The sequence below is a fragment of the Thalassospira sp. genome, from assembly GCF_048059015.1.
GTDB lineage: Bacteria > Pseudomonadota > Alphaproteobacteria > Rhodospirillales > Thalassospiraceae > Thalassospira.
Window position 1 is genome coordinate 203571 of sequence record NZ_JBLLNT010000007.1, and the last position, 12712, is coordinate 216282.

The window sequence follows — 12712 nt, forward strand, 5'->3', positions numbered from 1 at the left end:
AACCAATCACATCCCAGCCCCAACCAATCGGAAAATCTGATGGAATATTTCGCAGTTAAGTTCGTTCACGTCCTTGGCGTGGTTCTTTTCCTTGGCAACATCATTGTTTCCGCTGTTTGGAAAACCCAGGCCGATCGCACCGGCAATCCGGTTGTCATCGCCTTTGCATGTCGGTTGGTGAATATGACCGACCTTTTGTTTACTGCATTTGGTTCTGCATTGATTGTGATTGGCGGGATCGGACTTTTCCACGCGACAGGCATTTCAATTTCTGACAGCCCGCATCTGACGATTGGCATCGGCCTGTTTGGTATGGCCGCGATGTTGTGGGTCACCGGCCTTTTGCCGCTTCAGATCTATATGTCGAAACTGGCCGCTCAAACCGTCAGTGTTGGCGAAACAGAAATGCCTGCCAAATATGAAAGATCGCGCAAGCTTTGGAACATCATTGGCGGGATTGCAGTTCTGCTGCCGCTTGGTGCACTTTACTTCATGATTTTCCGCTGATGGTTTGATTGCGACGTGACCGCGTCGCAATCACCAATGCCGCAATGACGGCAATATTGCCAAACATGTGCCACTGGTTCAGCACATCCCCCAACAGCAACGCCCCCAAAAGGGTCGCGATGAAGGGCTGAATAAGCAGGATCATGGAGCCGGTCGCCTCATCAATCGCCTTAAGCCCGATGGAAACAAGGCCCTGACCGGTGGCATGAACGACAATGCCAAGGGCAATGATGGCACCCCACCCGGTCCAATTGCCCGGAAGCTCAAACGTCCCCTGCCACAATGCGTAGCAGCCAATGAGAACCGCTGTGACCAAAGTTGATCCAGCCATTGTTGACGCAGCCCCAAGGTCACGGCGAAGCTTGCCAATCGAAATCAGGTAACCCGCATAAAACGCAGCCGCCAGCAATGCCAGCGCATCACCCTGCACATTGCCCGAACCGGCTTCGCTTCCCCGAAACAGAAAATAGGCCCCAAGCCCGGCAAACGGCAAACCGATCCAGAACAGCTTTCCCGGACGCCGCGCGATCCCGACCAGCCCAAGCACGCCGATAATCACAGGTGCCAGATTGGCAAGCAGGATGGCATTCCCTGCTGTCGTCAGCTCAATCGCCGCATGACAGGCGATCAGGTCTGCGGCAAAGAACCCGCCCGCAAGTAACATCCACATTGCTCGCCGTGAGTTCGACCTACGAACTTGGGGCTGTTCGTTTGGCTTCGCACGCGTGGGAACCATGATCGCAACGGCAGACAGCAATGGCAGCGCCATCGCGACGCGCCAAAAAGCGGATGCGTCGGCCGAAATACCGCTAAACCGAACCAATACCGGCGAGAGACCCAGCAAAATGCCCGCAGCAACCAGGGCAACAATACCCCATAACCGTTCCGAGGAAACGAGCCGGGCAACATCGGCAGCTTCTATTCCAGGCGTTGGTGGCGCGAGGAGTGATCCGCAATCAGGGGGCGAAGTGGTCATGGCATCATTCCGTGGGGTATTGATCCGTGGGGCATGGGCAACGCATCAAAGAACGACCCGTTGCCCGTCGTTGTTAACTGGACGAACAATGCCCGATTGGGATATCGAAGTGAAACTGCTTCGATTAATCCTGCCGATAAGGGGCGCTTATGACGCTGCTCAATGTTGATATTGATCTGCTTCGAACCTTTCTGACGGTTCTTGAAACGCAAAGTTTCACAAGAACCGCAGAGAAGCTTTTGCGCACCCAGCCCGCCATCAGTCAGCAGATGAAAAAGCTTGAAGACACGGTCGGCACGCCATTGATCGCGCGCGACCGCAAGGGCATCACGCCAACCACCACCGGATTGGTCGTGAAATCCTATGCCGAGAGCATTATTGGCCTGAATGACAAAATGGTCGCGGACCTTGTTGATCAGGCACCTTCAACCATTCGCATAGGCCTGCCCGATGATTACGCGGCGGTTTATTTGCCTGAAATTCTTCGGATTGCGGCAATGCGCTTCCCCAAGACCGAGATCGTTTGCCAGTCAGACCTGTCGCGCAATCTGTCAAAACGGGTGGCGTCAGGTGATATCGATCTGGCCATTCTGACAGCAGATCAGGATACGCCATCCCTGCATGTATCATCACAACCCTTGGTCTGGGCCAGTGCAACTGATTTCGATCTGGCACGCAGGCCCTTGCCCCTCGCCCTGTTTGAGAATGGCTGCATCATTCGCAAGCATACCAAAGATGCGCTTACCAAAGCTGGCATCCCCCATCACATAAGCCATAGCAGCAACGCGAACACCCTGATCATCACGGTGGTCAAGGAAGGTCACGCGCTTGGTGCAATGCCACGATGCACGGCGGAATATTCCGATCTTACGATTGTTGAAAGCGACACCTTGCCGACCTTGCCACATATCGATGTCAGCCTGATGGTGCGCGATCACGCAAGCCCGGCGATCCGTGAACTGGCGCTTGGCGCGATTGACGCGTTGGGTGCGATTGATGCCGAAACGCATGCGTGACTTCCACCATACGAAATTCCGTTTTATGTGATTGATCGGCTTTTGGCCCCGCCCATAAGATGCGCCAGCTGATTAACCATAATTCCCCTGGGAGAAGTCCTATGCTGACCATCAAACGCCTGTCGATCGAAGACGCCTATATCCTGATTGAAGGTGCACGTAACCGCGCCAATGAAATCGGGGTACCGATGTGCATTGCCATCACCGACGAATTAGGTGTCTTGATCGCGTTTGAACGCATGGATGGCGGCAAGGTCACCAGTGCGACCATCGCACAGGACAAATCATTCACCGCATCGGGTGCACGCAAGGGCACGCATGAATATGCCGCCGCCGCACAGCCGGGCAAACCAGCCTATGGCATCGATAGTGAAATTGGCGGTCGCCTGTCGATCGTTGCCGGCGGCCTGCCGGTCTTTGTTGATGGCGAATGCGTTGGTGGCATCGGAGTAAGTTCCGGCACGCCTCCGCAGGATCAGGATTGCGCACAGGCCGGCATTGATTTCTTCATGAAGAAAATCGGCAAGTAATCCAAAAAATGCATGCGGAAATTGGCCTGTTGATCAGGCTGATTTCCGCCCGCAGATCAGAAATTCAACATTGCCTTCGGGCCCGGTGATCGGACTTTCGGTCAGGCCCAGAACTTCCCAACCCGGCAGATTGGCAAGCCAGTCTGAAATGGTGTCGCAGACTTCCTTGTGAAGTTCGGGTTCGCGAACGACACCCTTTTTGCCAACACGCTCCTTGCCGACTTCAAATTGCGGTTTGATCAGCGCAATCAGATATCCGCCCGCCTTGACCCGTTCCATACTTGCCGGAAGAACCGTGCGCAGGCCAATGAAGCTTGCGTCACAGACAACGATATCAATGTCATCGGGGATCTCTTCGGCAGTCAGGTGACGGGCATTGGTTTTTTCCATGACAACCACGCGGTCATCATTGCGAAGCTTCCAGTCAAGCTGCCCCTGCCCGACATCAACCGCATAGACCTTGGCGGCATTGTTTTGCAGCAAGACATCGGTAAATCCGCCCGTAGACGCACCAACATCCACCCCGATGAAATCGGTGACATCAATTGCGAATTCGGCCAGACCTTTTTCAAGCTTAAGCCCACCGCGCGACACCCATGGATGGGGTTGCCCGCGAAGCGTGATTGAAATGTCTTCCTTGCACTGCATGCCCGGCTTATCAAGCCGCTGCTCACCGCTAAAGACATTGCCTGCCATGATGAAAGCTTGTGCCTTGGACCGGCTTTCCACCAATCCGCGTTCCACAAGCAACTGATCTAAACGTTTCTTTGCCATGGCTGCGTTTTAGCGCACCCCAACAAAAAGGTCACGTGCTTTGGGCAGGGGAAACGCCAATCGCGATCAGCTCGCCAACGGCTCCAGATAACCGCGCGGGACGATAGCCAGAAGGTCATTCAATGCCTCGCCCTGAACGGCGACATGCTGCTGCATGATCTTTCCGGCCAGATCGGCTTCGCCATTGGAAATCGCATCAAGGATTTCGGCATGTTCGTTATTGGACCGCTTTACGCGGCCCGGCCGATGGAGCTGAAGCCTGCGATACGGTGCCAAGCGGTTACGCACATTCTTGGTCTGACGCTCCAAGAAACTGTTGCGGCATCCGGCATAGATCGCCTCGTGGAAGCGCACATTGGCTTCGTAATAGGCATCTGCGTCGGAATGTTCCTGAAGCGCGCTGCATTCATCAGACAGGGCGATCAGATTATCAATATCCACACGTGGCATACGACGGGCAGCAAGGCGCGCGCACATGGCTTCAAGTTCGGCCATGACTTCGAACATTTCGATCAGTTCGCCAACCGTAATCGACGCAACAATGGTACCGCGTCTGGGCATGGTTGCCACAAGCCCGGAACCGGCAAGGGTTTGCAATGCTTCGCGGACCGGTGTGCGCGATACGCCAAATCGCTCGCTTAAGGATCGCTCATCAAGCTTGTCGCCCGGCTTAAGAACACCGGTGACAATATCGCGTTCAAGTTTCTGCACCAAATCGGCGGCAAGCTTTCCGTTTTGCGCCATAAAGGCCCTCATTTATCCATCAATCACTGGTATACCAGAACACATAATCTGGTACTAATCAAAGTGTTTTCTACGCTGCTTTGCACGGTTTTTGTATTGCACCGCAAAAGTTAATTGGCAGTTTTACTATATTTTCAGGCAAATACTAGCGAGCGGGTTTGTGGCACCGCAAAACGCACTTCTGGTATACAAAATTGCATAGACAGAATGCCAGAAATCTGTAACGCTTTCCTCCAATGCGAAAACCGCATCAATAAAAAGACGCTTAAAAGTCGCTAAAATGCATCCAAAACGCATGCTTCATCCGGGAGGAAAAGATGAAGATTTTCAAGAAGACCCTTTCGGCGTCCGTCGCCGCCATCACCCTGTCTGTTGCCGCCTTTGGCATGTCCACCTCTGCTGATGCAGAGACGCTGAAACTGTCGCACCAGTGGTCGACCAGCGACATCCGTCACAAAGTCGCACAGATCGTTGCGGATGAAGTCAAAGCTGCCAATGTTGATCTGGAGATCCAGATCTTCCCGTCCGGTTCCCTGTTCAAAGCAAACGAACAATGGACCCCGATGGAACGCGGTCAGCTCGATATGATTGTCTATCCGCTGGCATATGCCGGTGGTCGTATTCCGGCAACCAACCTGACCCTGATGCCGGCACTGGTTAAAAACCATGACCATGCAAACCGCATCAACGAATCTGCCTTCATGGGCAAGATCGAAGAACTCCTGAACGAAAATGGCGTTGTTACCGTTGCCAAAGGTTGGCTTGCAGGAGGCTTCGCTTCGACCAAGGGCTGCATCCGTCTTCCTGAAGACGTAAAAGGCCTGCAGATCCGTGCTGCTGGTAAGTCGTTCGAACAGATGCTTCAGGGTGCAGGCGCATCCATCGCTGCCATGCCGAGCTCGGAAATCTATCCGGCAATGCAGACCGGCGTTCTTGATGCGACCAATACCAGCTCGTCGAGCTTCGTATCCTATCGTATCTATGAACAGGTCAAATGCTACACCCCGGCAGGCGCAAACGCCCTGTGGTTCATGTATCAGCCTGTCCTGATGTCGAAAAAGACCTATGACGGTCTGAATGACGCACAGAAAGCAGCCCTGGCTGCTGCTGCGAAAAAAGCTGAAGCCTATTACACCGAAGAAGGCCGCAAAGAGGACGCAACCAGCGTTCAGGTCTTCAAGGATGCCGGCGTTGAGATCGTTGATCTGACCGATGCCGACTTCAAGGCGTGGCAGGATATCGCCAAACAGACTTCGTACGCGAAGTTCGTTGAAGAAACCCCGGGCGGTCAAGAACTGCTCGATATGGCGCTTGCTGTCGAATAATGGCGTCGTGGCGCCGGATGCATGCCGGCGCCACCCCTTTTCCGATTTTTTGCGACGACCTTGATCTGCAGGAGTTCCAGCGTGGCGAACGCAGCTTTTCCCTCTTCTCTTCCGATCGACCTGCCTGATGAGGGCAGCGCTGCCCCGCGCAACCGGTCGAACCATAACAGTTTCCCGCCGCCGCCCGATGTCGAGCCGCTGCCAGAAAAGGCTGACGATGCGTCAAATGGCGCAAATCCGTCGCCGATGGCGCCGCGCGGGCCGCTTGATCATGTGGTCAATGTCATCCATCTGCTATCAAAGGCCTGTGGAATTGCCGCGGCATCGATGTTCTTCATTGCGATGCTGTTGATCTGCCAGCTGGTCTTTATCCGTTATATCCTGAACGCATCAACTGTCTGGCAAACCGAAGCCGTCATTTACCTGATGATCGGCGGTACTTTGATCGGCCTTCCCTATGTTCAGTTGCTGCGCGGTCACGTCAACGTTGATTTGCTGCCGATGTATCTTAAAAGCGGCGCGCGCAAGCTGCTTGCGATTGCAACGCTGGCCTGTGGCATAGCGATCAGCGCCCTGTTTGCCTTCTATGGCATCGAGCTGGTGATTGAGGCCTATCAGGGTGGTTGGAAATCCCCGACCATCTGGGCACCGGCCCTTTGGAAGCCCTATCTGATGTTGCCAATCGGCTTTGGCCTTCTGTTCCTTCAATTCCTCGCCGATCTGATGTGCCTTCTGACCAACCGGTCGAAAGCCTTCCATATCGAAGACAACCCGTTTTAAGGAGCTGGTGCTATGGATCCGCTTTCTTTGGCAGCCCTTGTCGGCATTGTCACGACCCTGATTTTGTTTTCTGGCATTCCGGTTGGCATCGGTCTTCTGATGGTTGGTGTTGGCTTTATCTGGATTTTCGACGGTGCTGGCGCATTGCCGCTTCTGCCTGAAATCCTGTTCTCCAAGCTTGAAAGCTTTGAAGTTCTTGCCATCCCGATGTTCATCCTGATGGGTGCCGTTGTCGCATCATCGCGTGCCGGTGGTGACCTTTATTCCGTACTTGATCGCTGGTTGACCCGTGTTCCGGGCGGGCTTGTGATTTCAAACCTTGGTGCCTGTGCGATCTTCTCAGCCCTTTCGGGTTCGTCGCCTGCGACCTGTGCCGCGATCGGCAAAATGGGCATCCCGGCCATGCGTGAGCGCGGTTTCCCAAGCTCTGTCGCGGCTGGTTCGATTGCAGCGGGCGGTACGCTTGGCATTCTGATCCCGCCAAGTGTCACCATGATTGTCTATGGTATCTCGACCGACACCTCGATCGGGCGTCTGTTCCTTGCCGGTCTTCTGCCGGGCTTGATGCTGACCGTTTTGTTCATGGCATGGTCGCTGTTTTCAACCTGGCGTCAGGGCAATGCATCGGTCGCACTTGCATCGGTCACCTATAGCTGGAAGGAAAAGTTTGAAATCCTTCCGCGTGTTCTGCCCTTCATTCTGATCATTTGTGCGGTTCTGTTTGCGCTTTATGGCGGTGTCGCAACCCCTTCCGAGACAGCCGGTGTGGGTGCGCTGTTCTGTCTGATTGTTGCGATGATCATTTATCGCATGTGGCAGCCGGGCAAGCTTTGGAACATCATGCGCGACACGACCAAAGAGTTCGGTCATGATCCTTCTGATCATTGGTGCAGCGGGTCTGTTCAGCTACATGCTGTCGTCGCTGTTCATCACCCAGTCGATCGCACAATGGATCACCGCCCTTGAGGTCAACCGCTGGGTTCTGATGGGCTTCATCAACGTGTTCCTGCTGATCAGTGGCTTCTTCCTGCCGCCGGTTGCTGTGATCCTGATGAGCGCGCCGATCCTTCTGCCGGTGATCGTCAATGCTGGTTTCGACCCGTACTGGTTTGCTGTGATCCTGACGATCAACATGGAAATCGGCCTGATTACGCCGCCGGTTGGTTTGAACCTTTATGTAATCAATGGCATTGCACCTGACATCCGTCTGCAGACCATCCTTAAAGGTGCAATGCCCTACGTGCTTTGCATGGTGGTTGCGATCATCATCCTTTGCTTCTTCCCGGAAATCGCCACCTGGCTTCCAGAAACGGTAATCGGAGGACGTTAATGTCAGGCATCTCTGTCAGAAGCTGGATTTCATCCATTGCTGACCGTGGGCGGGAATTGCTTGATTTGCCAATTTCCACCCCGCAGGCCCCGTTCGACCAGCTTAGTGCCATGTGCAAGGACCTTGTTTCGCAAAAGGGCGAGGCACGTGGCACCGCGGTCGCCCGCGAGGTGGTCCGTCTTTGGGAAAACCTGCCGGAAGTCGATCATCTGCGTTTCTTCCAGATGATGCAAAACGACTTCAGCGCAGACCGGACCAAGGTCACCAAGGCGGCCGACGCCTTTGCCAAGGATCCGTCTGAAAGCAATCTGGCGACCCTGACGCAGGCATCAGAACCCGCGCGTCAGGAACTTCTGCGCCGGATCAATATGGCACCGGGTGGCACGCGTGCGATTGTCGATATGCGTGAAACCCTGATCGGGCTTTTGAAAACCAACCGTGATCTGGAACCACTAAATGCGGATATGCAGCATCTGCTGACCAGCTGGTTTAACCGCGGTTTTCTTGAGCTTCGCCACATTGATTGGGACACCTCGGCCGCCGTTCTTGAAAAACTGATCCGCTATGAGGCAGTTCATGAAATCAAGGGCTGGGATGATCTTCGCCGTCGTCTGGCAACGGATCGAAAATGCTTTGCCTTCTTCCATCCGGCCATTCCCGATGACCCGCTGATTTTCGTTGAGGTCGCATTGGTGCATGGTCTGGCCGATAGTGTTCAGGCCCTGCTCGCGCCAGAAATCGACGAAAAGGCGCCCGATACCGCCAAAACAGCGATCTTCTATTCGATCAGCAACTGTCAGGCCGGACTTAAGGGCATTTCGTTTGGCAACTTCCTGATCAAACAGGTTGTCGAGGAACTCAAACGTGAATTCCCTCAGCTGAAACAGTTCGCCACCCTGTCGCCCATTCCAGGCTTCATGGGATGGCTGCGCACCCGCCAGAAAAGCAAGGCCGAAGATGCCGACCTTGCCGGTGAAGTCCTTGAAGGGCTCAGCGAAGAAGGCTGGATCGATGATCCGGCCAAGGTCGAAGCATTGCGCAAACCAACCATTGCGCTGTGTGCGACCTATCTTGCGACCTGCAAACGGGGCAAATCGCCGCTTGATCCCACCGCGCGGTTCCATCTTGGCAATGGCGCACAGCTTGAACGGCTCAATTGGCTGGGTGACACATCGGACAAGGGGCTGCGCCAAGCGGGCAGCATGATGGTGAACTATGCCTATCACCTTGACGATATTGAGAAAAACCACGAAGCGCTGATGAATGACGGAAAGATCGCAACATCGAAATCCGTCGCACAGCTTGCCGGCATTTAAGTAGGTATGACCATGTCAGATAATCTTTTTCAAACTTTCCTGGACCGCTTTCCGGCCGACAAGTCCCGTACCTTCCTGATCGAGCGTGACGGAACGGAGCGAAGCTTTGCCTGGTTGCTTGATCGTACCGGCCGCTATGCCACGGTTCTTGCCAATCATGGTGTGGTCAAAGGCGACCGTGTCGCAGCTCAGGTGGACAAATCATCCGACGTGATTGCCCTTTACCTTGCCTGCCTGCAGCTTGGTGCCATTCACCTGCCGCTCAACACCGCTTATACCGGTGATGAGATCGCGTATTTCCTGGGTGATGCGGCACCGCGCGTCTTTGTATGCCGCCCGACACATATCGATGCAGCCAAGGAACTTGGCAGCCAAAATAATGTTGCAGCGGTTCTTTCCCTTGGTTCAAACGGCGATGGCAGCCTGAATGTCGAGGCAGCCAGTGCTTCGGCCATGACCGACGTCGTTGCAGCGGACAAGGACGATGTTGCAGCGATCCTTTACACGTCTGGCACCACCGGCCGGTCCAAGGGCGCGATGCTGACGCACAACAACCTGGGTTCCAACGCCAAGACACTTCATTCCGCATGGGGCTTCAAGCCGGGCGATACGCTTTTGCATGCCTTGCCACTGTTCCATACCCATGGGCTGTTTGTTGCGATCAACATCATGTTGATGAATGGCGGCAAGGTGATCCTGCTTTCGAAATTTGATGCTGATGACGTGATTGAACGTCTGCCGCAATCAACCGTGCTGATGGGCGTTCCGACCTTCTATACCCGCCTGCTGTCCCATCCGAAATTCACCAAGGACGTAACAGCAAACATGCGTCTGTTCGTTTCGGGATCGGCCCCGCTCTTGGCGGAAACCCATGATGCGTTCTTCGAGCGTACCGGGCACAAGATCCTTGAGCGTTACGGCATGACCGAAACCTGCATGAACACGTCAAACCCCCTTGATGGTGAACGCCGTCCGGGCGCGGTTGGCCCCACCCTTCCGGGGATTGAGGCCCGTGTGTGTGACAAGGATGGCAATGTCCTTGGTGCGGGCGAGATCGGTGTGCTTGAAGTACGTGGCCCGAACGTTTTCAAGGGCTACTGGCAGATGCCGGAAAAAACCGCGTCCGAATTCCGCTCTGATGGTTTCTTTATCACCGGCGACCTCGCCACCATCGGTGAAGACGGTTATGTCACCATCGTTGGCCGTGACAAGGACCTGATTATTTCCGGTGGCTTTAACGTCTATCCAAAAGAAGTCGAAGAAGTCATCGCCGAGTATGACGAAGTTGATGAAGTCGCGATCTTTGGACTGCCGCATCCTGATTTCGGCGAAGCGGTTGCTGGTGTGATCGTTGCGGCAACTGGTGATGCAGATACCGATGAAATCATCAAACGCACCCAGGACAAGCTTGCCAAGTTCAAGGTCCCCAAACGCATTTGGGTGATCAAGGAACTGCCGCGCAACACCATGGGCAAAATTCAGAAGGCAGAATTGCGCAAGCTTTATGCCGACACCTTTACCTCCCCTGCTGCATGACAACTTATAGCTGATACTCCCGCTGCCTAACCAGCAGCACCCACAGGGTCTTTTGACCCAACCTTCCGGTCAGAGCCGATCTGGCCGGAATTTTTTTTGTTTGATCAGAAGCCACATTCCGGCGGCGGTCACCCGTCGGTCACGCCAGTTAGCCCTATATTAGGAATTCGACCTGCATGCTGTTAAATTAGAAACCGCAATTTTAAAGCCATCAGCACAGCTCAAAGCGACAGCCAAAAAGGCGCGAAGGGTGAATGACCAAGCTTGACGATGCACTCGACCGGATATCACAAGACATCGCACAGACCGGTGCTTTGACGAGCGAGGCATCACGCCGCTACGAGGAAATGTTTGCAGTCTTTCGCGCTGAGCTTGAAGACGCCCTTGATACCTGCCCATCCATGGAAGATGCCGCCAGAACCACCTTTGCGATGGTCGAGGGTGCGGCAAATGCCCTTCAATCAAGCTTTCCCAATCCGCATCCCCGTGCGTGCCGCGATCAATGCAGCGCCTGTTGTCATTTATTCGTAAGCACCCCGCCCGGTGTTGCCCGCCTGATCGCGCAACATATCCGCGAAACCTTTGATGCCGAAGCGCAAGCAACACTTCTGGATCACATCAAAACAGCGGCGACAGAGATCGAACAGGCAAGCTCAACGACCGAAGTCCGTGTGCGCTGCCCACTTCTTGGCGATGATGAGCGCTGCACGATCTATGAAGTTCGCCCGCTTTCCTGTCGTGCTTTCACCTCAAGTGATGCATCACTGTGTCATGCGATGGTGTTTGGCGATGAGCTGCAACAAAAGATCCGCATTGATCAGGATGCCGGGCATTATCGGCTGCATGTCGAGGCAACCGATGCCCTGCAACAGCTGGCAGCCAAGCGAAACCTTGATCCGCGCCAACGCGGTTTTGTCCATGGGTTGCTTGATCACCTCACCAAAGAATAAGCCCCCTTCCCGACACCATATGCAAGGCAGCGACCCGGCCATCAACATTGCAATTGCGCTGATTTCATCCCACTTTGCGAAAGGTCGCAATAGCGCCGATCCAACCTGACCGCACATCAAAGCACACAGGAAGTCCATGACCGTCTCCGCACAGAACCATGTTGCCTTTGTCACCGGTGCCGCACAGGGCCTTGGCCTTGGTATCTCCATGCATCTTCTGGAACTCGGTTGGCGGGTAACCCTGTTTGACCGTGATCAGGAAGCGGGCGACGAAGCGATGATTGCGATGAGTGACGCGCAACGTGACCGCGCACTTTTCATTTCTGGCGATGTTGCCAATGAAGCCGATGTAAAACTCGCGATCCAACAAACAGTGGATCGCTTTGGTCGGATTGATGGCGTGGTGAATAATGCCGGGATCGCAAATCCGCATTCCGGCAGCGTTGAGACACTTGAATGGGATCAGTGGCAGCGCGTGATCAATGTAAATCTTGGTGGTGCGTTCCTTGTGACCAAACACGCGACGCAGCATCTTCGCGAGCACAAAGGTGCGATCGTCAACATCACCTCCACCCGCGCATTTCAGTCAGAGGCCAATACAGAATCCTATGCAGCCTCCAAGGGCGGTGTGGTTGCCTTGACCCATGCACTGGCGGTTAGCCTTGCAGGTGATGTGCGCGTCAACGCTGTGGCACCGGGCTGGATTGAAGTTGGTGATTGGCAGAAATCCGCGAACAAATCCCAACCTCACCACAGCGAGATCGACAAATCCCAACATCCGGTGGGACGTGTGGGCACACCAAACGATATCGCCCAAGCTGTCAGCTTCTTGCTTGATGCGGAAAAATCCGGCTTCATGACCGGCGAAACCATCCGCATTGATGGCGGCATGACGCACAAGATGATCTACGCCGAGTAAGCCATCCAA

12 protein-coding genes and 1 pseudogene are annotated in these 12712 nt (G+C 54.5%); 10 read left to right on the top strand and 3 right to left on the bottom strand.

Going from position 1 to position 12712, the window contains the following annotated elements:
- Nucleotides 1-39: 39 nt before the first annotated feature.
- Entirely contained in the window at nucleotides 40-507 is a 468-nt protein-coding gene (locus ACMZ66_RS11775) for a DUF2269 family protein (RefSeq protein ID WP_416937397.1), read from the top strand.
- Here ACMZ66_RS11775 and ACMZ66_RS11780 read toward each other — a convergent pair.
- Nucleotides 491-1483 carry a DMT family transporter gene (locus ACMZ66_RS11780; protein WP_416937398.1) on the bottom strand — a complete coding sequence of 331 codons (993 nt, stop codon included), beginning with the start codon at nucleotides 1481-1483 and terminating at the stop codon, nucleotides 491-493. The two genes, ACMZ66_RS11775 and ACMZ66_RS11780, sit on opposite strands and share 17 nt — an antisense overlap.
- A gap of 149 nt (nucleotides 1484-1632) precedes the next feature.
- Between ACMZ66_RS11780 and ACMZ66_RS11785 the strand changes: the two genes are divergently transcribed.
- Nucleotides 1633-2499 carry a LysR substrate-binding domain-containing protein gene (locus ACMZ66_RS11785; protein ID WP_416937399.1) on the top strand — a complete coding sequence of 289 codons (867 nt, stop codon included), beginning with the start codon at nucleotides 1633-1635 and terminating at the stop codon, nucleotides 2497-2499.
- Between the two features lie 101 nt (nucleotides 2500-2600).
- Nucleotides 2601-3029, top strand: coding sequence for a GlcG/HbpS family heme-binding protein (locus ACMZ66_RS11790; RefSeq protein WP_416937400.1), 429 nt, complete (start codon nucleotides 2601-2603; stop codon nucleotides 3027-3029).
- A gap of 33 nt (nucleotides 3030-3062) precedes the next feature.
- Here the strand turns inward: ACMZ66_RS11790 and ACMZ66_RS11795 are convergent, their stop codons facing one another.
- Together ACMZ66_RS11795 and ACMZ66_RS11800 are read right to left on the bottom strand one after the other, a co-directional pair.
- Nucleotides 3063-3803 carry a TlyA family RNA methyltransferase gene (locus ACMZ66_RS11795; protein ID WP_416937401.1) on the bottom strand — a complete coding sequence of 247 codons (741 nt, stop codon included), beginning with the start codon at nucleotides 3801-3803 and terminating at the stop codon, nucleotides 3063-3065.
- A gap of 66 nt (nucleotides 3804-3869) precedes the next feature.
- Nucleotides 3870-4547 (bottom strand): GntR family transcriptional regulator, encoded by a 678-nt coding sequence (locus tag ACMZ66_RS11800; protein WP_416937402.1) that lies wholly within the window; start codon nucleotides 4545-4547, stop codon nucleotides 3870-3872.
- Nucleotides 4548-4864: 317 nt separating this feature from the next.
- Here ACMZ66_RS11800 and dctP point away from each other — a divergent pair, with 317 nt between their 5' ends.
- The 7 genes and pseudogenes from dctP to ACMZ66_RS11835 all read left to right on the top strand — a co-directional run bounded on the left by dctP (nucleotide 4865) and on the right by ACMZ66_RS11835 (nucleotide 12703).
- On the top strand, nucleotides 4865-5872 hold the full coding sequence (gene dctP, locus ACMZ66_RS11805) for a TRAP transporter substrate-binding protein DctP (protein WP_416937403.1): 1008 nt from the start codon (nucleotides 4865-4867) through the stop codon (nucleotides 5870-5872).
- Between the two features lie 81 nt (nucleotides 5873-5953).
- Complete coding sequence (locus tag ACMZ66_RS11810) at nucleotides 5954-6652, top strand: TRAP transporter small permease (RefSeq protein ID WP_416937404.1); 699 nt, start codon at nucleotides 5954-5956, stop codon at nucleotides 6650-6652.
- A 12-nt stretch (nucleotides 6653-6664) separates the two neighbouring features.
- Nucleotides 6665-7982: pseudogene (locus tag ACMZ66_RS11815) on the top strand (TRAP transporter large permease).
- Nucleotides 7982-9298: a malonyl-CoA decarboxylase gene (locus ACMZ66_RS11820; protein WP_416937405.1), complete on the top strand. Its 1317-nt coding sequence runs from the start codon at nucleotides 7982-7984 to the stop codon at nucleotides 9296-9298. The pseudogene ACMZ66_RS11815 and the gene ACMZ66_RS11820 overlap by 1 nt, the downstream one beginning before the upstream one ends.
- 12 nt (nucleotides 9299-9310) lie before the next feature.
- Nucleotides 9311-10834 carry a malonate--CoA ligase gene (locus ACMZ66_RS11825; protein WP_416937406.1) on the top strand — a complete coding sequence of 508 codons (1524 nt, stop codon included), beginning with the start codon at nucleotides 9311-9313 and terminating at the stop codon, nucleotides 10832-10834.
- A 254-nt stretch (nucleotides 10835-11088) separates the two neighbouring features.
- The gene (locus tag ACMZ66_RS11830) at nucleotides 11089-11784 is read left to right on the top strand and encodes a YkgJ family cysteine cluster protein (RefSeq protein ID WP_416937407.1); all 696 of its coding nucleotides are present in this window, start codon (nucleotides 11089-11091) and stop codon (nucleotides 11782-11784) included.
- A gap of 136 nt (nucleotides 11785-11920) precedes the next feature.
- Nucleotides 11921-12703, top strand: coding sequence for a glucose 1-dehydrogenase (locus ACMZ66_RS11835; RefSeq protein ID WP_416937408.1), 783 nt, complete (start codon nucleotides 11921-11923; stop codon nucleotides 12701-12703).
- Nucleotides 12704-12712 lie beyond the last annotated feature (9 nt).

Excerpts from the sequence above, each read along its gene's own strand:
- ACMZ66_RS11775 (WP_416937397.1), top strand. The coding sequence starts at position 40 with ATGGAATATTTCGCAGTTAAGTTCGTTCACGTCCTTGGCGTGGTTCTT.
- ACMZ66_RS11780 (WP_416937398.1), bottom strand. The coding sequence starts at position 1,483 with ATGACCACTTCGCCCCCTGATTGCGGATCACTCCTCGCGCCACCAACG.
- ACMZ66_RS11785 (WP_416937399.1), top strand. The coding sequence starts at position 1,633 with ATGACGCTGCTCAATGTTGATATTGATCTGCTTCGAACCTTTCTGACG.
- ACMZ66_RS11790 (WP_416937400.1), top strand. The coding sequence starts at position 2,601 with ATGCTGACCATCAAACGCCTGTCGATCGAAGACGCCTATATCCTGATT.
- ACMZ66_RS11795 (WP_416937401.1), bottom strand. The coding sequence starts at position 3,803 with ATGGCAAAGAAACGTTTAGATCAGTTGCTTGTGGAACGCGGATTGGTG.
- ACMZ66_RS11800 (WP_416937402.1), bottom strand. The coding sequence starts at position 4,547 with ATGGCGCAAAACGGAAAGCTTGCCGCCGATTTGGTGCAGAAACTTGAA.
- dctP (WP_416937403.1), top strand. The coding sequence starts at position 4,865 with ATGAAGATTTTCAAGAAGACCCTTTCGGCGTCCGTCGCCGCCATCACC.
- ACMZ66_RS11820 (WP_416937405.1), top strand. The coding sequence starts at position 7,982 with ATGTCAGGCATCTCTGTCAGAAGCTGGATTTCATCCATTGCTGACCGT.
- ACMZ66_RS11825 (WP_416937406.1), top strand. The coding sequence starts at position 9,311 with ATGTCAGATAATCTTTTTCAAACTTTCCTGGACCGCTTTCCGGCCGAC.
- ACMZ66_RS11830 (WP_416937407.1), top strand. The coding sequence starts at position 11,089 with ATGACCAAGCTTGACGATGCACTCGACCGGATATCACAAGACATCGCA.
- ACMZ66_RS11835 (WP_416937408.1), top strand. The coding sequence starts at position 11,921 with ATGACCGTCTCCGCACAGAACCATGTTGCCTTTGTCACCGGTGCCGCA.